This window comes from Streptomyces sp. NPDC017095, assembly GCF_044332325.1.
Taxonomy (GTDB): domain Bacteria; phylum Actinomycetota; class Actinomycetes; order Streptomycetales; family Streptomycetaceae; genus Streptomyces.
Window position 1 is genome coordinate 41,423 of the sequence record NZ_JBIROU010000016.1, and the last position, 18,420, is coordinate 59,842.

14 protein-coding genes are annotated in these 18,420 nt (G+C 74.1%); 9 read left to right on the forward strand and 5 right to left on the reverse strand.

Annotation, left to right across the window (positions count from 1 at the left end; all coding sequences use genetic code 11):
* Positions 1-305: 305 nt before the first annotated feature.
* Together meaB and ACH4OA_RS27685 are read right to left on the reverse strand one after the other, a co-directional pair.
* Entirely contained in the window at positions 306-1,262 is a 957-nt protein-coding gene (meaB, locus tag ACH4OA_RS27680) for a methylmalonyl Co-A mutase-associated GTPase MeaB (protein ID WP_397971718.1), read from the reverse strand.
* Positions 1,263-1,326: 64 nt separating this feature from the next.
* Positions 1,327-2,526 carry an acetyl-CoA C-acetyltransferase gene (locus ACH4OA_RS27685; RefSeq protein WP_397943596.1) on the reverse strand — a complete coding sequence of 400 codons (1,200 nt, stop codon included), beginning with the start codon at positions 2,524-2,526 and terminating at the stop codon, positions 1,327-1,329.
* 150 nt (positions 2,527-2,676) lie between these two features.
* Between ACH4OA_RS27685 and mce the strand changes: the two genes are divergently transcribed.
* The 7 genes from mce to ACH4OA_RS27720 all read left to right on the forward strand — a co-directional run bounded on the left by mce (position 2,677) and on the right by ACH4OA_RS27720 (position 12,676).
* On the forward strand, positions 2,677-3,117 hold the full coding sequence (gene mce / locus ACH4OA_RS27690; protein WP_365872134.1) for a methylmalonyl-CoA epimerase: 441 nt from the start codon (positions 2,677-2,679) through the stop codon (positions 3,115-3,117).
* Positions 3,118-3,322: 205 nt separating this feature from the next.
* The gene (scy, locus tag ACH4OA_RS27695) at positions 3,323-7,324 is read left to right on the forward strand and encodes a polarized growth protein Scy (protein WP_397971721.1); all 4,002 of its coding nucleotides are present in this window, start codon (positions 3,323-3,325) and stop codon (positions 7,322-7,324) included.
* A gap of 188 nt (positions 7,325-7,512) precedes the next feature.
* Positions 7,513-8,448: a cellulose-binding protein gene (locus ACH4OA_RS27700; protein WP_365872130.1), complete on the forward strand. Its 936-nt coding sequence runs from the start codon at positions 7,513-7,515 to the stop codon at positions 8,446-8,448.
* 79 nt (positions 8,449-8,527) lie between these two features.
* Complete coding sequence (locus ACH4OA_RS27705; RefSeq protein ID WP_397943589.1) at positions 8,528-9,481, forward strand: ATP-binding cassette domain-containing protein; 954 nt, start codon at positions 8,528-8,530, stop codon at positions 9,479-9,481.
* Positions 9,482-9,483: 2 nt separating this feature from the next.
* Entirely contained in the window at positions 9,484-10,257 is a 774-nt protein-coding gene (locus ACH4OA_RS27710; RefSeq protein WP_397971724.1) for an ABC transporter permease subunit, read from the forward strand.
* Positions 10,258-10,388: 131 nt separating this feature from the next.
* On the forward strand, positions 10,389-11,795 hold the full coding sequence (locus ACH4OA_RS27715; RefSeq protein ID WP_397971727.1) for an ATP-binding cassette domain-containing protein: 1,407 nt from the start codon (positions 10,389-10,391) through the stop codon (positions 11,793-11,795).
* Entirely contained in the window at positions 11,792-12,676 is an 885-nt protein-coding gene (locus ACH4OA_RS27720; RefSeq protein ID WP_365872122.1) for an ABC transporter permease, read from the forward strand. The genes ACH4OA_RS27715 and ACH4OA_RS27720 overlap by 4 nt, the downstream gene beginning before the upstream one ends.
* Positions 12,677-12,685: 9 nt before the next feature.
* Here the strand turns inward: ACH4OA_RS27720 and ACH4OA_RS27725 are convergent, their stop codons facing one another.
* Complete coding sequence (locus tag ACH4OA_RS27725; protein ID WP_365872120.1) at positions 12,686-13,018, reverse strand: ATP/GTP-binding protein; 333 nt, start codon at positions 13,016-13,018, stop codon at positions 12,686-12,688.
* A gap of 222 nt (positions 13,019-13,240) precedes the next feature.
* Here ACH4OA_RS27725 and ACH4OA_RS27730 point away from each other — a divergent pair, with 222 nt between their 5' ends.
* Positions 13,241-14,269: an LLM class flavin-dependent oxidoreductase gene (locus ACH4OA_RS27730; protein ID WP_397971729.1), complete on the forward strand. Its 1,029-nt coding sequence runs from the start codon at positions 13,241-13,243 to the stop codon at positions 14,267-14,269.
* Between the two features lie 109 nt (positions 14,270-14,378).
* Here the strand turns inward: ACH4OA_RS27730 and ACH4OA_RS27735 are convergent, their stop codons facing one another.
* Positions 14,379-14,771: an SCO5389 family protein gene (locus ACH4OA_RS27735; protein WP_020942287.1), complete on the reverse strand. Its 393-nt coding sequence runs from the start codon at positions 14,769-14,771 to the stop codon at positions 14,379-14,381.
* A gap of 275 nt (positions 14,772-15,046) precedes the next feature.
* On the opposite strand from ACH4OA_RS27735, the gene nucS reads away from it, so the two are divergent.
* Positions 15,047-15,718 (forward strand): endonuclease NucS, encoded by a 672-nt coding sequence (gene nucS / locus ACH4OA_RS27740; protein ID WP_397943580.1) that lies wholly within the window; start codon positions 15,047-15,049, stop codon positions 15,716-15,718.
* A 67-nt stretch (positions 15,719-15,785) separates the two neighbouring features.
* Here the strand turns inward: nucS and ACH4OA_RS27745 are convergent, their stop codons facing one another.
* The gene (locus ACH4OA_RS27745) at positions 15,786-18,407 is read right to left on the reverse strand and encodes an ATP-binding protein (RefSeq protein ID WP_397971730.1); all 2,622 of its coding nucleotides are present in this window, start codon (positions 18,405-18,407) and stop codon (positions 15,786-15,788) included.
* Between the last annotated feature and the right edge of the window lie 13 nt (positions 18,408-18,420).

Consider the following 18,420-nt stretch of genomic DNA (forward strand, 5'->3'; position numbering starts at 1 on the left):
TCGACCGGCAGCCCCGCTGTCCGGCGCTCCGCCCGGGCTTCCTGCGTTCGGCACTGGGTCGGCCCTGCCCCCGTCTGGGTGCGGGTGTGCTCCGCCGGCCTCGCGTCGGCCGGGAGGCGCCGGGGCGGGAACGTGCCCGGGAGGGCCGGCCCGCCAGTGCGGCGCCACAGGCCGCGGGCCCCAGGCCCAGGGGCCTGGCCGGCCGTTCCCGTCGTAGCCCGGAGGCGGGCGCGGATGGGCGGGCGGGCTTCACGGGCCCGGTGAAGGTGCGCCCGGCTCTCCTGGGCGCCGGATGGCTGCGGGGCTCAGCCCTGTGTCAGGCCCGTGACCAGTTCGTCCGCTGCGCGGTACGGGTCCAGTTCGCCGGCGACGATCCGCTCGGCGAGCGCGCCGAGGCGGCGGTCGCCGTGCAGGTCGCCGATGCGTTCGCGCAGCGCGGTGACGGCGATGGTCTCCACCTCGCGGGCCGCGCGCGCCGCCCGCCGCTCGGCGAGGACGCCCCGCTCCTCCATCCAGGCCCGGTGCTTCTCCAGGGCCTCCACGACCTCGTCGATGCCTTCCGCGCGGGCCGCGACCGTCTTGACGATGGGCGGCCGCCAGTCGCCGGGCCCCCGGGACTCGCCCAGGCCCAGCATGTGGTTCAGCTCGCGGGCCGTGGCGTCGGCGCCGTCCCGGTCGGCCTTGTTGACCACGTACACGTCGCCGATCTCCAGGATGCCCGCCTTCGCCGCCTGGATGCCGTCGCCCATGCCCGGGGCGAGCAGCACCACGCTGGTGTCGGCCTGGGAGGCGATCTCGACCTCCGACTGGCCGACGCCGACCGTCTCGACCAGGATCACGTCGCAGCCCGCCGCGTCCAGCACCCGGATGGCCTGCGGCGCCGCCCAGGCCAGGCCGCCCAGGTGGCCGCGGGTGGCCATCGAGCGGATGTAGACGCCGGGGTCGGAGGCGTGGTCCGCCATCCGGACCCGGTCGCCGAGCAGGGCGCCGCCGGAGAACGGCGAGGAGGGGTCGACGGCCAGGACGCCGACCCGCCGGCCCTGCTTGCGGTAGGCGGTGACCAGCGCGGAGGTGGAGGTCGACTTGCCGACGCCGGGCGAGCCGGTCAAACCCACCACATAGGCGTTGCCGGTCAGCGGCGCCAGCGCCGCCATGACCTCCCGTAGCTGCGGTGACGCCCCCTCCACCAGGGAGATCAGCCGGGCCACGGCCCGCGGCCGGCCTTCCCTGGCCTGGGCCACCAGAGAGGAGACGTCCTGCATCACAGCTCCGTTCACTTCACCGACGTAACCGGGAAGGGGCCGTCCCGCGACGGCCCCGCGGGGTTCAGGCCTTCGGGACGCGCACGATCAGCGCGTCACCCTGGCCGCCGCCGCCGCACAGCGCCGCCGCGCCGACACCGCCGCCACGCCGCTTCAGCTCCAGCGCCAAGTGGAGCACGAGCCGGGCGCCGGACATGCCGATCGGGTGGCCGAGCGCGATGGCGCCGCCGTTGACGTTCACCTTTTCCGTGGAAACGCCGAGGTCCTTCATTGACTGCACGGCGACCGCCGCGAACGCCTCGTTGATCTCGATGAGATCGAGGTCGGCGACGTCCAGGCCCTCCTTCTTCAGGGCGTGGCGGATGGCGTTGGACGGCTGCGACTGGAGCGAGTTGTCCGGTCCGGCCACATTGCCGTGCGCGCCGATCTCGGCGAGCCAGTCCAGGCCCAGTTCCTCGGCCTTGGCCTTGCTCATGACGACCACGGCGGCGGCGCCGTCGGAGATCTGCGAGGAGGAGCCGGCGGTGATCGTGCCGTCCTTGGCGAAGGCCGGGCGCAGCCTGGCCAGGGACTCCGCGGTGGTGTCGCCGCGGATGCCCTCGTCCTTGCTGAACAGCACCGGGTCGCCCTTGCGCTGCGGGATCTCCACCGGCGTGATCTCGGCCTCGAACAGGCCGTTCTTCTGGGCGGCGGCGGCCCGCTGGTGGGACAGGGCGGCGATCTCGTCCTGCGGGGCGCGGCCGATGCCGAGACGGGTGTTGTGCTTTTCGGTGGACTCACCCATCGGGATGTTCTCCCACGGGTCGGTCAGGCCGTCGTAGGCCATCGCGTCGAGCATCTCCACCGCGCCGTACTTGAAGCCCTCGCGGGACTTCGGCAGCAGGTGCGGGGCGTTGGTCATGGACTCCTGGCCGCCCGCCACGACGATGTCGAACTCGCCGGCGCGGATCAGCTGGTCGGCCAGGGCGATGGCGTCGAGGCCGGACAGGCACACCTTGTTGACGGTGAGCGCCGGGACGCTCATCGGGATGCCGGCCTTGACGGCGGCCTGGCGGGCCGGGATCTGTCCGGCGCCGGCCTGCAGCACCTGGCCCATGATCACGTACTGCACCTGGTCGCCGCCGATCCCCGCACGGTCGAGGGCGGCCTTGATCGCGAAACCGCCGAGGTCGGCTCCGGAGAAGGACTTCAGCGAGCCCAGCAGCCGCCCCATGGGCGTCCGGGCGCCCGCGACGATCACCGAGCTGGTCTTTCCAGAAGACATGAGGTGCGATCCCCTTCCAGCTGCGCCGCAGCCGAGGAGTGAACGAGGGTTTACTTCGAATGTACTGAGCGGTTGGACACGCCGTCACCGGGCTGTCGGTGTGATCGCGCGCACGTTGCGTAACCACCCCGGGAGCGCTGCACTGAATCCATGCTGACGCGAATCGACCACATCGGGATCGCCTGCCACGACCTCGACGCGACCGTCGAGTTCTACCGGGCGACATACGGCTTCGAGGTGTTCCACACCGAGGTCAACGAGGAGCAGGGCGTGCGCGAGGCCATGCTCAGGATCAACGGCACCTCGGACGGCGGCGCCTCCTACCTCCAGCTGCTGGAACCCGTGCGGGAGGACTCCACGGTCGCCAAGTGGCTGGCGAAGAACGGGGAAGGCGTCCACCACATCGCCTTCGGCACGGCGGACGTGGACGCCGATGCCGAGGAGATCCGCGGCAAGGGCGTGCGCGTGCTCTACGACGAGCCGCGGCGCGGCTCCATGGACTCGCGGATCACCTTCCTGCACCCCAAGGACTGCCACGGCGTCCTCACAGAACTGGTCACTTCGGCGCCTGTTGAGTCGCCCGAGCACTGACCGCCGTACATAAGGGCCGGTAGGGTTGGGGGCGGTCGTCCCCGAACCGGGACGACCGCATGCCGGGGTCCGGGTTTCGGGGGACGAGCGTCGGGGCAGCAGCCCGTGCTCCGCCGTTGATCTGACACCATTCCCCGGGGGCCCCGTCCGGCGAATGGGCGGAGCTCGTTGGAGAAGCTGACCAGGGGACGGATGGGACCGCGCAGTGCGGGGCTACGAGAGCCAGGAGCGAGAGCCGGCGGCTAACGTCGACCACCTCTCTCGGTTCGAGGCCGAGATGAAGCGGCTGAGGACCGAGCGGGAAAAGGCGATCCAGCACGCCGAGGACCTCGGCTACCAGGTCGAGGTGCTGCGCGCCAAGCTGCACGAGGCGCGCCGTACCCTCATGACCCGGCCCGCCTATGACGGCGGTGACATCGGCTACCAGGCCGAGCAGTTGCTCCGCAACGCCCAGATGCAGGCCGAGCAGCTGCGCCAGGACGCCGAGCGGGAGCTGAGCCAGGCCCGCGCGCAGACGCAGCGCATCCTCCAGGAGCACGCCGAGCAGGCCGCGCGCCTCCAGGCCGAGCTGCACCAGGAGGCGGTGACCCGGCGCCAGCAGCTCGACCAGGAGCTGGCCGAGCGCCGCGCCACCGTCGAGTCGCACGTCAACGAGAACGTGGCCTGGGCCGAGCAGTTGCGCGCCCGTACCGAGCAGCAGGCGCGCCGGCTGCTGGACGAGTCCCGCGCGGAGGCCGAGCAGGCGATGGCCGCGGCCCGCACGGAGGCCGAGCGGCTGACCCGGCAGGCCCGGGAGCGGCTGCGCAGCGAGGCCGAGGCCGCCCGCACGGAGGCCGACCAGATTCTGCGCCGCGCCCGCGCGGACGCCGAGCGGCTGCTGAACGCGGCCTCCACGCAGGCCCAGGAGGCCACCGAGCACGCCGAGCGGCTGCGCTCCACCACCGTCACCGAGTCCGACTCCGCCCGCCGGCAGGCCGCCGAGCTGAGCCGGGCCGCCGGGGAGCGGATGGCGGCGGCCGAGGAGGCGCTGCGCAAGGCGCAGGCCGAGGCCGACAAGGTGGTCGCCGAGGCGAAGGAGGCCGCCGCCAAGGCCCTCGCCGGTGCCGAGGCCGCGGGCGAGGCGCGCACGCGCACCGCCAAGGAGCAGGTCGCCCGGCTGGTCGCGGAGGCCACCAAGGAGGCCGAGCACAGCCGGTCCGAGGCCGAGCAGCTGGTCGCGGACGCTCGCGCCGAGGCCGAGAAGCTGGTCGCCGAGGCCGCCGAGAAGGCCCGCTCGATCACCGCCGAGGAGACCGCCACCCAGCTGTCCAAGGCGGCCAAGACCGCCGAGGACGTGCTCAACAAGGCGTCCGAGGACGCCCAGAAGACCACCCGGGCCGCCGCCGAGGAGGCCGAGCGGATCCGCTCGGAGGCCGAGGCCGAGGCGGACCGGCTGCGCGCCGAGGCGCACGACATCGCCGAGCAGCTCAAGGGCGCGGCGAAGGACGACACCAAGGAGTACCGGGCCAAGACGGTCGAGCTGCAGGAGGAGGCCCGCCGGCTGCGCGGCGAGGCCGAGCAGCTGCGCGCCGACGCGGTCGCCGAGGGCGAGTCGATCCGTGCCGAGGCCCGCCGGGAGGCCGTCGCGCAGATCGAGGAGGCGGCCAGGTCCGCCGAAGAGCTGCTGGCCAAGGCCAAGGCCGACGCCGACGAGCTGCGGCAGAGCGCGACCGCCGACAGCGAGAAGGTCCGCACCGAGGCCATCGAGCGGGCCACCGGTCTGCGCCGGCAGGCCGAGGAGACTCTGGAGCGCACCCGCGAGGAGGCCGAGCGACTGCGCGCCGAGGCCGCCGAGCGGGCCGAGACGGTCCGCGCGGACGCCGAGAAGGCCGCGCGGGAGCTGCGCGAGGAGACCGAGAAGGCCGTCGAGGCCCGTCGTGCCGAGACCGCCGAGGAGGCGGCACGGCTCCAGACGGAGGCGCAGGACCGGCTGGCCGCGGCAGAGCAGGCGCTGGCCGACGCCCGCGAGGAGGCCGCCCGGATCCGCCGGGAGACCGCCGAGGAGGCCGAGCGGCTGCGCACCGAGGCCGCCGAGCGGATCCGGGTGCTCCAGCAGCAGGCCGAGGCCGAGGCCGAGCGGCTGCGCGACGAGGCCGCGTCCGACGCGTCCGCCTCCCGCGCCGAGGGCGAGGCTCTCGCCGTACGGCTGCGCTCGGAGGCCGCCGCCGAGGCCGAGCGGCTCAAGGCGGAGGCCCAGGACAGCGCCGACCGGATGCGCGCGGAGGCCCAGGCGGCCGCCGAGCGGCTGGGCGCCGAGGCCTCGGAGACGCTGGCCGCCGCGCAGGAGGAGGCCGCCCGGCGCCGCCGCGAGGCCGAGGAACTGCTCGGCGCCGCCCGCGAGGAGGCCGGCCAGGAGCGGCAGCGGGCCCGCGAGCAGAGCGAGGAACTGCTGGCCGCCGCCCGCACCCGGGTGGAGGAGGCGCAGGCCGAGGCGACCCGGCTGGTGGCGGAGGCCGACCGGCGCGCCACCGAGATGGTCGCCGCCGCCGAGCAGCACGCCCAGCAGGTCCGGGACTCCGTCGCCGGGCTGCACGAGCAGGCGCAGGAGGAGATCGCCGGGCTGCGCTCGGCCGCCGAGCACGCGGCGGACCGGACGCGGCGGGAGGCCGAGGAGCAGGCGGACCGGGTCCGTGGTGACGCCTACGCCGAGCGCGAGCGCGCGAGCGAGGACGCCTCCCGGATCCGGCGCGAGGCCAACGAGGAGTCCGAGGCCGCGAAGGCGCTGGCCGAGCGGACGATGGCGGACGCCATCGCCGAGGCCGAGCGGCTGCGCGCGGACGCGGGCGAGTACGCGCAGCGGGTGCGCACCGAGGCGTCGGACGCGCTCGCCGAGGCGGACCAGGCGGCGGCCCGTACCCGGGCGGACGCCCGCGAGGACGCCAACCGGATCCGCTCGGACGCGGCGACCCAGGCCGACACCCTCATCACCGAGGCCCGCAGCGAGGCCGAACGGCTGCAGAACGAGACGATCGCCGAGGCCGACCGGGTGCGCACGGAAGCGCTCACGGAGGCCGAGCGGCTCCGGACGGAGACCGCGGCCGAGGCCGAGCGGGTGCGCACCGAAGCGCTCGCGGAGGCGGAGCGGGTGCGTGCCGAGGCGGTGGCGGGCGCCGAGCAACTGCTCGGGGAGGCCACCGGCGAGGCCGAGCGGCTGCGGGCCGAGGCCGCCGAGACCGTGGGCAGCGCCCAGCAGCACGCCGAGCGGGTGCGGGCGGAGGCCGAGCGGCTCAAGGCGGACGCGGAGGCCGAGGCCGACCGGGTCGTCGGCGCCGCGCGCGGAGAGGCCGAGCGGACCTTGGACGAGGCGCGCAAGGAGGCCAACAAGCGGCGTTCGGAGGCGGCCGAGCAGGTCGACACGCTGCTGACGAAGACCACGGCGGAGGCCGACAAGCTGCTCGCCGAGGCACGGGCGCAGGCGCGCAAGGCCACGGCGGACGCCGAGTCGCAGGCCGACACCATGGTGGGCGCGGCCCGCAGCGAGGCCGAGCGGATCGTCGCCGAGGCGACCATCGAGGGCAACTCGCTGGTGGAGAAGTCGCGTACGGACGCGGACGAGCTGCTGGTCGGCGCCCGCCGGGACGCCACCGCGATCCGGGAGCGCGCGGAGGAGCTGCGCGACCGGGTCACCACCGAGATCGAGGAGCTGCACGAGCGGGCCCGCCGCGAGGCCGCCGAGACGATGAAGTCCACCGGCGACCGCTGTGACGCGCTCATCAAGGCCGCCGAGGAGCAGTTGGCGAAGGCCGAGGCGAAGGCCAAGGAGCTGGTCTCGGCGGCCGACTCCGAGGCGGGCAAGGTGCGGATCGCCGCGGTGAAGAAGGCCGAGGGGCTGCTCAAGGAGGCCGAGCAGAAGAAGGCCAGCGTGGTCAAGGAGGCCGAGCAGCTCAAGGCGGAGGCCGCCCGCGAGGCCCGCCGCACGGTCGAGGAGGCCGAGGAGCTGAAGGCGGAGGCGATCCGCGAGGCCCGTCGTACGGTGGAGGAGGGCAAGCGGGAGCTGGAGATCCTGATGCGCCGGCGCCAGGACATCAACACCGAGATCTCGCGGGTGCAGGATGTCCTGGAAGCGCTGGAGTCCTTCGAGGCGCCGGCGTCCGGCAAGGACGGCGGGGTCAAGGCGGGCGCCACCGTGGGAGCCCCACGAACGGGTGGCAAGTCGTCAGACGGCTAGCGGGAGAGGCGGGTTGAGGTGTCTTCTGGAGTCTTTGCCCGTCTCTTTGTGCAAGCCGTCCGGGGGGCAGCCACCCAAAAGAGGTGTCATTCTCCGGATCAAACACGTATCCGCTCGATGACACACCGCTTCGGCCCCTAGGATTTGCTCTATCACCTCACTCACCGGTCTCATTCGACAGGAACCCCATGAGCGACACTTCCCCCTACGGCTTCGAGCTTGTGCGGCGTGGATACGACCGCGCTCAGGTGGACGAACGTATCTCCAAGCTGGTCTCCGACCGTGACAGCGCGCTGGCCCGTATCACCGCCCTGGAGAAGCGCATCGAGGAGCTGCACCTCGAAACGCAGAACGCCCAGGCGCAGATCACGGACGCCGAGCCGTCGTACGCCGGTCTCGGCGCGCGGGTCGAGAAGATCCTGCGGCTGGCCGAGGAAGAGGCCAAGGAGCTGCGCGAGGAGGCCCGGCGGGCGGCCGAGCAGCACCGCGACCTCGCCGAGTCCGCGGCCCAGCAGGTCCGCAACGACGCCGAGTCGTACGCGGCCGAGCGCAAGGCCAAGGCCGAGGACGAGGGCGTCCGGATCGTAGAGAAGGCCCAGGCCGACGCGACGCAGCTGCGCTCGGAGGCGCAGAAGGACGCGCAGTCCAAGCGCGAGGAGGCGGACGCCCTCTTCGAGGAGACCCGCGCCAAGGCCGCGCAGGCCGCCGCCGACTTCGAGACCAACCTGGCCAAGCGGCGCGAGCAGTCCGAGCGCGACCTGGCCTCCCGTCAGCAGAAGGCCGAGAAGCGTCTCGCGGAGATCGAGCACCGCGCCGAGCAGCTCCGCCTGGAGGCGGAGAAGCTGCGCACCGACGCCGAGCGCCGGGCCCGCCAGACGGTGGAGACCGCCCAGCGGCAGGCCGAGGACATCGTGGCCGACGCCAACGCCAAGGCGGACCGCATCCGTTCGGAGTCCGAGCGGGAGCTGGCGGCGCTCACCAACCGCCGCGACAGCATCAACGCGCAGCTGACGAACGTCCGCGAGATGCTCGCCACGCTGACCGGTGCCGCAGTGGCCGCGGCGGGCACGTCGAGCGACGACGAGCCGGTCTCCCGGGGCGTCCCGGCGCAGCAGACCCGGTAGCACCCGCGGGTTCGCCGGATGGCCGAAGCCTCCTGCCGCTCCGGTGGCAGGGGGCTTCGCCGCGTCCTAGCGTGGCCGCATGATCGAGCTGACGGGGCTGACCAAGCGGTACGGCGAGAAGGTGGCGGTGGACCGCCTCACCTGCACCGTCAGACCGGGCGTGGTGACGGGGTTCCTCGGGCCCAACGGCGCCGGGAAGTCCACGACGATGCGGATGATCCTCGGTCTGGACCGCCCCACCGCCGGCGCCGTCCGTATCGACGGCAGGCCCTACGACCGGCTGCGCGACCCGCTGCGGTACGTCGGCGCCCTGCTGGACGCGAAGGCGGTGCACGGCGGCCGGAGCGCCTACCACCATCTGCTGTGGCTCGCGCAGAGCAACGGCATCCCCGAGCGCCGGGTGGGCGAGGTGCTTCAGACCGTGGGGCTCACCGCCGTCGCGCGGAAGAAGGCCAAGGGGTTCTCGTACGGCATGGGGCAGCGGCTGGGGATCGCCGCCGCGCTGCTCGGGGACCCGCGGATCCTGATGTTCGACGAGCCGGGGAACGGGCTGGACCCGGAGGGCATCCACTGGATCCGGAACCTGATGCGGTCGCTGGCGGCGCAGGGCCGGACGGTGTTCGTCTCCAGCCATCTGATGAGCGAGATGGCGCTGACGGCCGAGCACCTGGTGGTGATCGGGCAGGGGCGGCTGCTGGCGGACACCTCGATGGCCGATTTCATCCGGGCGAACTCGCGGTCGTACCTGCGCATCCGCTCCCCGCAGCGCGAGCGGCTGCTCGACGTGCTGCACCAGGCCGGGATCACGGTCGTGGCGGCGGGTGACGGGGCGCTGGAGGTGGAGGGCGGCAAGGCCGAGCAGATCGGCGAGCTGGCCGCGCGGAACGGGATCGTGCTGCACGAGCTGAGCCCGCGGCAGGCATCGCTGGAGGAGGCGTTCATGCGGTTGACGGCGCAGACGGTCGAGTACCACGCGCAGGCCGGGCCGGCTCCCGCCGGGCAGGACTGGGGCACCGGCTGGAAGGGGGTCTGACCATGGCGGCCGTACAGGTCCTGCGGTCCGAATGGACCAAGATCCGGTCGGTGGCGTCGACGATGTGGACGCTGTCGCTGGCCGTGGTGGTCACCGTGGCCCTCGGCACGCTGGTCTCCGCGCTGGCCAACAGCCAGTACGCGAACATGCCCCTGCGGGAGCGGCTGTCGTTCGACCCCACGGTGATCAGTTTCGCGGGCATGACCCTCGGCCAGCTCGCGATGACCGTGTTCGGGGTGCTGGTCGTCTCCACCGAGTACAGCACCGGCACGATCCGGGTCTCGCTGGCCGCCGTGCCGCGGCGCGGCACCTTCCTGTTCGGCAAGGTCGCGGTGGCCGCGGTGCTCGCGCTCGTCGCCGGCCTGGTGACCTCCTTCGCCGCGTTCTTCCTCGGCCAGGCCGCGCTGGGTCCCCACCGGGCCGCCCTCGGCGATCCGGGTGTGCTGCGCGCGGTGCTCGGCGGCGGGCTGTACATGACGCTGATCGCGGTGTTCTCCCTGGGCGTCGCCACGATGCTGCGCTCGCCGCTGCTGTCCCTCGGCATCCTGATGCCGTTCTTCTTCCTGATCTCCAACGTCCTCGGCAACGTGGACGCCACCAAGAAGATCGGCCGGTTCCTGCCCGACCAGGCCGGCAGCCGGATCATGCAGGTGGTCCCTCGTATGGGTGATGACACGCCGTACGGCCCGTGGACCGGGCTCGGCATCATGGCGTTGTGGGTGCTCGCCGCGCTGGCGGGCGGCTACGTCCTCCTCAAGCGCCGGGACGCCCAGTAGCCGCGGCCGTCACGGCCGGTGACGACCCGGCTTTACCCTCTCTTGGGCGGAACCGTCAGCGCCTGGATATCCTCCTAACCCTTACGGGGGCGTGTGCCCCGCTGTCCTGAACCTTTCGATGGGTGCGGAGCATGATCGAGGCTGTCGGCCTGACCAAGCGCTACGGCGACAAGACCGCCGTGTACAACCTTTCCTTCCAGGTACGGCCGGGAGCCGTGACCGGCTTCCTCGGGCCGAACGGCTCGGGCAAGTCCACGACGATGCGGATGATCCTCGGCCTGGACAATCCCACGTCGGGGTCGGTCACCATCGGCGGCTATCCGTACCGCAAGCTGCCCAACGCCCCCCGGCAGGTCGGCGCGCTGCTCGACGCCAAGGCCGTGCACGGCGGCCGCAGCGCCCGCAACCATCTGCTGAGCCTCGCCCAGCTCTCCGGCATCCCGGCCCGGCGGGTGGACGAGGTGCTCGGGGTCGTCGGTCTGCAGGGCGTGGCGAGGAAGCGGTCCAAGGGCTTCTCGCTCGGCATGGGCCAGCGCCTCGGCATCGCCGCCGCGCTGCTCGGCGACCCCAAGGTGCTGCTCTTCGACGAGCCGGTCAACGGCCTCGACCCCGAGGGCATCCTCTGGGTCCGCAATCTGATGAAGGCCCTGGCGGCCGAGGGCCGCACGGTCTTCGTCTCCTCCCACCTGATGAGCGAGATGGCGCTGACCGCCGACCACCTCATCGTCATCGGGCGCGGACAGCTCCTCGCCGACATGAGCGTGACGGACTTCATCTCGGCCAACTCGGCCGACTTCGCCCGGGTGCGCACGCCCGACACCGAGCCGCAGCTGCGCGAGAAGCTGACCTCCGCGCTCACCGAGGCGGGCGGGCACGTGCTGCCCGAGCAGGACGGCGCGCTGCGGGTGACCGGGCTGCCGCTGCCCCGCATCAGCGACCTCGCGCACGAGGCGGACGTCCGGCTGTGGGAGCTGTCCCCGCACCAGGCCTCGCTGGAGGAGGCGTACATGCGGATGACGCAGGGCGCCGTGGACTACCGCTCGACCGTGGACCAGAAGGCGGGCCTCCAGCAGCCGCTGCCGCCCGGCGCCCAGCCGCCGGTGCCGGTCCCCGGCCAGGGCCAGCCCGGCTGGTACGCCCCGCCGCCGCCCCAGCAGGGCGGCCTGCCCTTCACGGCCCCGGGCGCGGGCCCGTACGGCGGCGCCCCGGCGAACGGGTACGGCGCTCCGGGCCCGGTGCCGGGTACGGCGGGTACGGCTCCGGGTACGGCGGGTACGGCTCCGGGTACGGCGGGTACGGCTCCGGGGGCGGCCAACCCGTACGCCCAGCCGGCCGGCCAGACCCCGCAGCCCGCGCAGGCGCCCGCCGCCCCGGCGCAGTCCCTGGCCAAGGAGACTCCGGCGGCCCCCGCGGCCCCGGCCGCCCCGCCCGCGCCCCGGCAGCCGCCCGCCGCCGTTCCCCCGGCGCCCGCCGCCGGCCCGGCCGCCGCCCCCGCCCCTGCCCCCGCCGACCCGAACCAGCCCGAGGACGCCCGATGAGCACCCAGCAGCCCCCGATGCCGCAGGCCCCCGCAGCCCAGCCGCACTGGCAGGCGGCGCCCGGCGGGCCGTACCCCGGCTACACCTCGCCCATCCCCGTCGTGCGCACCCACCTCGGGCACGCGCTGGCCTCCGAGTGGACGAAGATCAGGTCGGTGCGCTCCACGATGTGGACGCTCGGCGTGTTCGTGCTGCTCGTCGTCGGCATCGGCCTGCTGGCCGGCGCGCTGGTCGAGGCCAACTCCGAGTCCACCAGCCTGGACGGCGAGAACCCGCTGTCGTTCGGTTTCTTCGGACTGCTCCTCGGCAGCATCTGCATCATCACGCTGGGCGTGCTGACCACGGCCTCCGAGTACGGCACGGGCATGATCCGGACGACGATGACCGCCTGCCCCAGCCGGGCCCGGGTGCTCGCCGCCAAGTCGATCGTGTTCTTCGCCGTCGCCTTCGCCTTCACCCTGGTCACGTCCGGCTTCGTGGCCATGGTCCAGGTGTCCATGCTGGAGAGCGCCGGCGCCCGCACGCCGAGCGGCGCGGAGTGGCTCAAGGCCACCGTCGGCATCAGCCTGCACATCGCGCTGCTCGGGCTGCTCTCGCTGCTCATCGGCTCGGTCATCCGGCACTCCGCGGGCGCCATCACCATCATGATCGGCGTGCTGCTCGCCCCGCTGGTGCTCGCGCTGTTCATGGTGGCGGAGTCGCTGCAGAAGCTGCGCGACTGGCTGTTCGAGTACTCGATCCCGAACCAGCTGAGCGTCTTCTACTCCAACTCGCTGTCGGAGTCCGGGCCGTCCGGCTGGGACCCGCTGTGGATCATGCTGGGTCTGACGGCGGTGGTGTACGCGGGCGCGTACGCGCTGCTGCGCAGCCGGGACGTGTAGCCGTACGGCTCAGAACCTCGGCGCGTTACGGGACCGCCGCACCGGTGTGGTGCGGCGGTCCTTCGCGTTCCAGCACGCCTTGTGCCAGTGCCGGCGGTCGTCGACGCCCGTGTACTCCGGCCAGGCCACCACGTGCGGGACGCCGGAGGGGATCAGCTGTTCGCAGCCCGGGCAGCGGTAGGTCTTGCCCTGCGCGCCGGCCCCGGCGACATGCCGCACGCTCCAGTCCTCGCCCCGCCAGCTCTCCGTGGACTGCCACCCGCCGTACCGGCCGGCATGGTCGTCCTCGGCGCTCCGGCCCGACGATCCGGCTGTCTTCGGTCGGTTGCGGCGCGGGGACACGGGACACCTCTCGGGGCTGTACGGGGAGCATGGCCTGCATCCAGCCTACGCGCCGCCGCATGGGGTACGGGTACGGAACCAACCCCCACAAGTCCCCCTCCAGGGCGACCCATTCTGCAGACAATCCGCAAATCTCCTCAGGGCAGCGTGTCCTGCGCACGTGTCGGTCGGTTATGCCCGGTGGGGGAACTCCGAGCCGGAGGCAAGGAAGCAGGAAACGCGATGCACGTCGGAACTTTTGTGCTGGCCGCCCAGTTCCCGGGCCAGGGCCCGGCGGAGGCCCTGCACCGGGCGGTCCGCTCGGCGGAGGTCACCGAGCAGGCCGGGCTGGACGCGGTATGGCTGGCCGAGCACCACTTCGTGCCCTACGGCACCTGCCCGTCCGCGGTCACCCTGGCCGCGCTGCTGCTCGGGCGCACCCACCGCATCCAGGTCGGCACCGCGGTCAGCGTCCTGCCGACCGCGCACCCGGTCGCCCTCGGCGAGCAGGCCGCGCTGCTGCACCTGACCAGCGGCGGACGGTTCACGCTGGGCGTCGGGCGCGGCGGTCCCTGGGTGGACCTGGAGGTGTTCGGCGCGGGCCTGGAGGCGTACGAACGCGGGTTCCCGGAGTCACTCGATCTGCTGCTGCGCTGGCTGGCCGAGCCGGCCGTGGGCGCCGCCGGCGAGCGGTACTCCTTCCGCGAGGTACCGGTCGTACCCCGCCCCGCGGAGGCCCTGTCGGACCGTCCGGGCCCCGAGGTCGTACTCGCCTGCACCTCGCCGGCGAGCGTCCGGCTGGCCGCCGAGCGCGGACTGCCGATGCTGCTCGGCATACACGTCGGGGACGAGGAGAAGGCCGAGATGGTCGCCCTGTGGCGGCGCTGCGCGCGCGCCGCGGGCCGGCCGGCCGAGGAGATCGCGGGCGCCGCCCACGTCTCGGCCGGGGTGTGCCAGCTCGCCGACCGGCGCACCGACGCGGCCGAGACCCTGCTGAAGTCGATGCCGGGCTGGCTGCGGCAGGGCCTCGCCGCGCATGTGACGGTGGACGGACGGGCGCGCGCCATGCGCGACCCGCACGCCTACACCGAACTGCTCTGCGGGCTGCACCCGGTGGGCACCCCGCAGCTCGCCGCCGACCGGCTCGCGGCCACCTCGGAGCGCACGGGCATCTCCCGCTTCGCCCTCCTGGTGGAGGGCTCGGGCGACCTCGCCGCCACCGAGGAGAACCTGCGGCGGCTCGGCGCCGAGGTGCTGCCCCGGCTCCGCTGACGCGCTGCGCCGCGGGAGCCGCCGGGGAGTCTGCCGCCCCGACGACCTATGCACCTCCCCCAGGGGGAGCGGCAGACCGACGGCTCCCCGGCCCGGTCCCGGCCGGGCGTCAGCAGTCCCGGAACTCCGGCGACTGGTTGAGCAGCTGGCTGCGCACCGAGGTGAACCGGGCCAGCGTCTCGTCCACCGAGGCGTCCAGCGGGAACACCGCCACGCGGTGGCAGTTCTGGAAGGCCAGCCGCACACCGAAGTGCCGCTGCAGCGCGCCGCGTATCGCGTCACTCGCGAGCGCACGCAGCAGCTGACCGCGTGCCTGCTCGTCCGGCGGGGGCGTCTGGTTGTCGGCGAAGGATCCGCCGTCCACCTTCAGCTGGGCCACCAGGGAGCTGATCATCTCCCATGCGTAGGGCAGGGAGGTCCGGACGCAGTCGACGAATGCTGCTTCGTCGACCTCGCCTCGCTCGGCCTGTTCGAGTAGGGCCGGTGAGACGTCGAGCGACATGGGTTCTCCTCTCGCACCCCCGAAGCGCAGGGGTTGCCGGACAGATGAGGGAGGCCGCGCTGGCGAACACGCTCGGTACAGGGGCCGCAACCTCCCGTCCCTACGGTAGGCAACGGTCGGTGACCACACCAGCAGAACGCGTATATGGAACGGTCTGCTCATGCTCACTATCGGCCAGGGATGAACAAGAGTTTCCAGGGACAATTGGGGCGATCGCCAGAGAGCGGGATGGGCGGATCGCGTCCACCGGGGCGCGTCGAGTAGCGTTGCCGACCATGCGTCTCGTCATTGCCCGATGCTCGGTCGACTACGCCGGCCGGCTCACCGCCCACCTGCCCTCGGCTCCGCGACTGATCCTGGTCAAGGCGGACGGCAGCGTCTCCATCCACGCCGACGACCGGGCCTACAAGCCGCTCAACTGGATGTCGCCGCCCTGCACGCTGAAGGAGGGTGCGGGCGAGGACGCGGGCGTGTGGACCGTCGTCAACAAGGCGGGCGAGAAACTGATCATCACGATGGAGGAGATCCTCCACGATTCCTCGCACGAACTCGGCGTGGATCCCGGTCTGATCAAGGACGGCGTGGAAGCGCACCTTCAGGAGCTGCTCGCCGACCGCATCGAGACCCTGGGCGAGGGCTACACGCTCATCCGCCGCGAGTACATGACGGCCATCGGCCCGGTGGACATCCTGTGCCGGGACGCGGACGGCGGGACGGTCGCGGTCGAGATCAAGCGCCGGGGCGAGATCGACGGCGTGGAGCAACTCACGCGCTACCTCGACCTGTTGAACCGCGACCCGCATCTCGCGCCGGTCCGCGGTGTGTTCGCCGCGCAGGAGATCAAGCCCCAGGCCCGCGTCCTGGCCACCGACCGGGGCATCGACTGCCAGATCCTGGACTACAACGCCCTGCGCGGCATCGAGGACGACAAGCTCCGCCTGTTCTGATCCCGGCGGCCCCGGCCCGGCGGCACCGGACCGCCCTCGGGCCGTCGGGTGCCGCCGGGTTCCCGGCTCACATCACGGTGTGCGTCGCTCCCGGCGCCGGCTGGGAGGCCGACGCGCTGCTCGACGTCTCGCCGGTGGTGCCGGCCGTCGTCGTGCCGTCGGTGTCGCCGGAGGTCGTGCCGCCCCCGGGGTCGCCCGGGGTGCCGCCGTCCGCCGTGCCGCCGTCCGCGGTCCCGCCGGAGGGGTCGCCGTCCGTGCCGGTGGCGCCGCCCGTGCCCGCGGTGCCGCCGGTGCCGGTGGAGCCGCCGGTGTCCGTGGAGGTGCCGCCCGAGGGCTCGCCCGACGTGCCGCCGGTCTCGGTCCCGCCGGTGGTGCCGCCCGTCGAGCCGGTGGAACCTCCGCCGCCGCTGCCGGTCGAGCCGCCGGCCGTGCCTCCCGTCGTACCGCCGGTGGACGGGCCGCCCGTTCCGCCCGGTGCGGGCGAGGTCGACGGCGAACCGGAGGGCTTGCCCCCGCCGGACGGCTCGGCGCTCTCCGAGGGGCGGGCCGTGCCGGCCGGCGGGACGGGGTCGTCCGCCGTGCCGTAGGTGCCGTCGGGCCCGGGTGAGGTGGGCCGCCCGCCGGCCGAGCCGGTGGCGTCGCCGTCGGCCGGGTCCGTCCCCGTGTCCCCGGTGTCCGGGCTCTGGCTCGCGGACGGGTTGGCGTCGGCCTTTTCGGCCGGGTCGGGGCCGGTGTGGTCGGAGGACGTCATGCCGAGCGTGACGACCGTGCCGAGCACGGCGGCCAGCAGGGCGCCGGCGCCGGCCGCCACCAGGTTGCGCCGGGCCAGGCGGCGCAGGCCCCCGGCGCGGACCGCGGGCCGGGCAGGGGTCCGCGGGGTGACCAGGGTGTCGTCCAGGGCGCCGTGGGGCACCGGGTCCGGCACCGGTGCCGGCTCGGCGGGCCGTGCCGGCACCGGCCGCCCGGCCGCCGGCACCGGCGGTCCCGGCACCTCGCCGGAGCGGTCGGCGAGCAGTGCCAGCGCGCGCCGGCCGGCCACCGTGCCCCGCTTGTCGGCGAGGGCGCCGCGCAGCCCGTTCGACGCCTCCAGTTCGGCACGGGCCCGGTCGAGCTGCCCGGTGCACAGCGCGAGGATGCCCAACTCGTGGTGGAAATAGGCTTGTTCGGGCACCTCGCCGGCCAGCCGGGAGGCTTCCGCGCCGGAGCGCAGGGCCCGTTCCCAGGCGCTCCAGTGTCCTCCGGCGGCGAAGGCGGGCGCGGCCGTGCGGGCCAGCCGCACCGCGCCGCTGTCCTCGCCCTCGCCGGGCGGCGCCGTGCGCGGGACGACGGCGGCGAGCGCGGCCAGGACCGCGTCGGCCTCGGCGCAGACCCGTTCCGGGGTGACGGAGGCGTGCCCGGCCCACCAGGCGTAGTGCCGGGCGGCGGTGAGGGCGTGCTCGGCGGCGTCGTCGGCGTACCCGGCGGCCTCCAGCTGGGTCTGCACGCCGGCCGCGAGCCGGTGGCGGGAGCCGACCGGGGAGACGAGGCCGCAGGCGGCCAGCTCGCCGAGGGCGGCGTCGGCGTGGGTGTCGCCGACCAGGGCGGGCAGATGCGCCGGGTGGGGCAGCTCGCCGCCGAGGGCGACCGCGAAGCGGAGCGCGGCGCGGGCGGCGTGCGTGAGCCGGGAGGCGAGCAGCGGGGCCGGGGCGGCGGCCTCGCCGAGGGAGGGCAGCGGGACGTCCTCCTCCAGGTCCACCGGCAGGTCCGCGGGCCGGCGTACGTCCTCGAAGACGCCGTACTCGTCCACCGCGCCGGCGCCGGCCCGCAGTTCGTCGCGCTGCCGCAGCAGGGCGCCGGCCTGGACGAACCGCAGCGGCAGGCCCTCGGACTCGAACCACAGGTCGCCGGCCCAGTTGGCCTCCTCCTCGGTGAGCGTCCGGCCGGCGGTCCGCTCCAGGATCTCCACGCCGGCGGCGCGGTCGAGCCCGGCGAGGAAGACCTCTTCCACGTCCGACCCGGCGGACGGCGCGGGCACGTCCGGGGTGGCGGCGAACAGGAAGGCGCACTCGGGGGTGGCGTCGAGCAGGCCGTCCAGGGCGGCGCCGCCGAACTCCAGGTCGTCCAGGACGACGACCGCGCCGATCTCGCGGACCAGCTCGCCCAGTTCGCCGGGGCCGGGACGCAGGCCGGGGGCGTCGTAGACGGTGTGGAACAGCTCGTGCAGGAGGTCGCCGGCGGTCCGGTGGAAGCCGTTCAGCCGGACCACGCCGTCCGGGGCGAGGTCGAGGCAGTCCTCGGCGACCAGGTCGAGCAGGGCGGTGCGGCCGGAGCCGGACGGTCCGGTGAGACGGACGGAGCGGCCGCGGGCGAGGAGCCGGACCAGGCGTTCGCGTTCCTCCTGGCGGGCCGGCAGGCCGGGGGCGGCCGGGGCGGGGCCGGCGGACGCGGGCGGCCGGGCGGCGCGCTCGGCCTCGGCACGGTCGGCGGCGGTGCGCTTGGCGGGCCTGCCGGGGCGGCCGGCCGGCGGGCGGGGTTCGATCTCGCTGCCGTCGACCGGGTTGACGGTGAGCTGGAGGTCGCCGCACAGGAGCTGGGCCATGCGGGCGGGCGCGGCCGTGCCGGGGGCGAGGTCGGAGGTCAGGGAGTCCCGGGGCGGACGGCGGCCGTGCGCCCGGCCGTGCTCGTCGGGTCCCTGGTTCATCGGGTCCATGGGTTGCAGCTCC

What these genes read in the sequence shown, in the direction of transcription:
- meaB (WP_397971718.1), bottom strand. Translation starts at nt 1,262, where the DNA reads ATGCAGGACGTCTCCTCTCTGGTGGCCCAGGCCAGGGAAGGCCGGCCG.
- ACH4OA_RS27685 (WP_397943596.1), bottom strand. Translation starts at nt 2,526, where the DNA reads ATGTCTTCTGGAAAGACCAGCTCGGTGATCGTCGCGGGCGCCCGGACG.
- mce (WP_365872134.1), top strand. Translation starts at nt 2,677, where the DNA reads ATGCTGACGCGAATCGACCACATCGGGATCGCCTGCCACGACCTCGAC.
- ACH4OA_RS27700 (WP_365872130.1), top strand. Translation starts at nt 7,513, where the DNA reads ATGAGCGACACTTCCCCCTACGGCTTCGAGCTTGTGCGGCGTGGATAC.
- ACH4OA_RS27705 (WP_397943589.1), top strand. Translation starts at nt 8,528, where the DNA reads ATGATCGAGCTGACGGGGCTGACCAAGCGGTACGGCGAGAAGGTGGCG.
- ACH4OA_RS27710 (WP_397971724.1), top strand. Translation starts at nt 9,484, where the DNA reads ATGGCGGCCGTACAGGTCCTGCGGTCCGAATGGACCAAGATCCGGTCG.
- ACH4OA_RS27715 (WP_397971727.1), top strand. Translation starts at nt 10,389, where the DNA reads ATGATCGAGGCTGTCGGCCTGACCAAGCGCTACGGCGACAAGACCGCC.
- ACH4OA_RS27720 (WP_365872122.1), top strand. Translation starts at nt 11,792, where the DNA reads ATGAGCACCCAGCAGCCCCCGATGCCGCAGGCCCCCGCAGCCCAGCCG.
- ACH4OA_RS27730 (WP_397971729.1), top strand. Translation starts at nt 13,241, where the DNA reads ATGCACGTCGGAACTTTTGTGCTGGCCGCCCAGTTCCCGGGCCAGGGC.
- ACH4OA_RS27735 (WP_020942287.1), bottom strand. Translation starts at nt 14,771, where the DNA reads ATGTCGCTCGACGTCTCACCGGCCCTACTCGAACAGGCCGAGCGAGGC.
- nucS (WP_397943580.1), top strand. Translation starts at nt 15,047, where the DNA reads ATGCGTCTCGTCATTGCCCGATGCTCGGTCGACTACGCCGGCCGGCTC.
- ACH4OA_RS27745 (WP_397971730.1), bottom strand. Translation starts at nt 18,407, where the DNA reads ATGGACCCGATGAACCAGGGACCCGACGAGCACGGCCGGGCGCACGGC.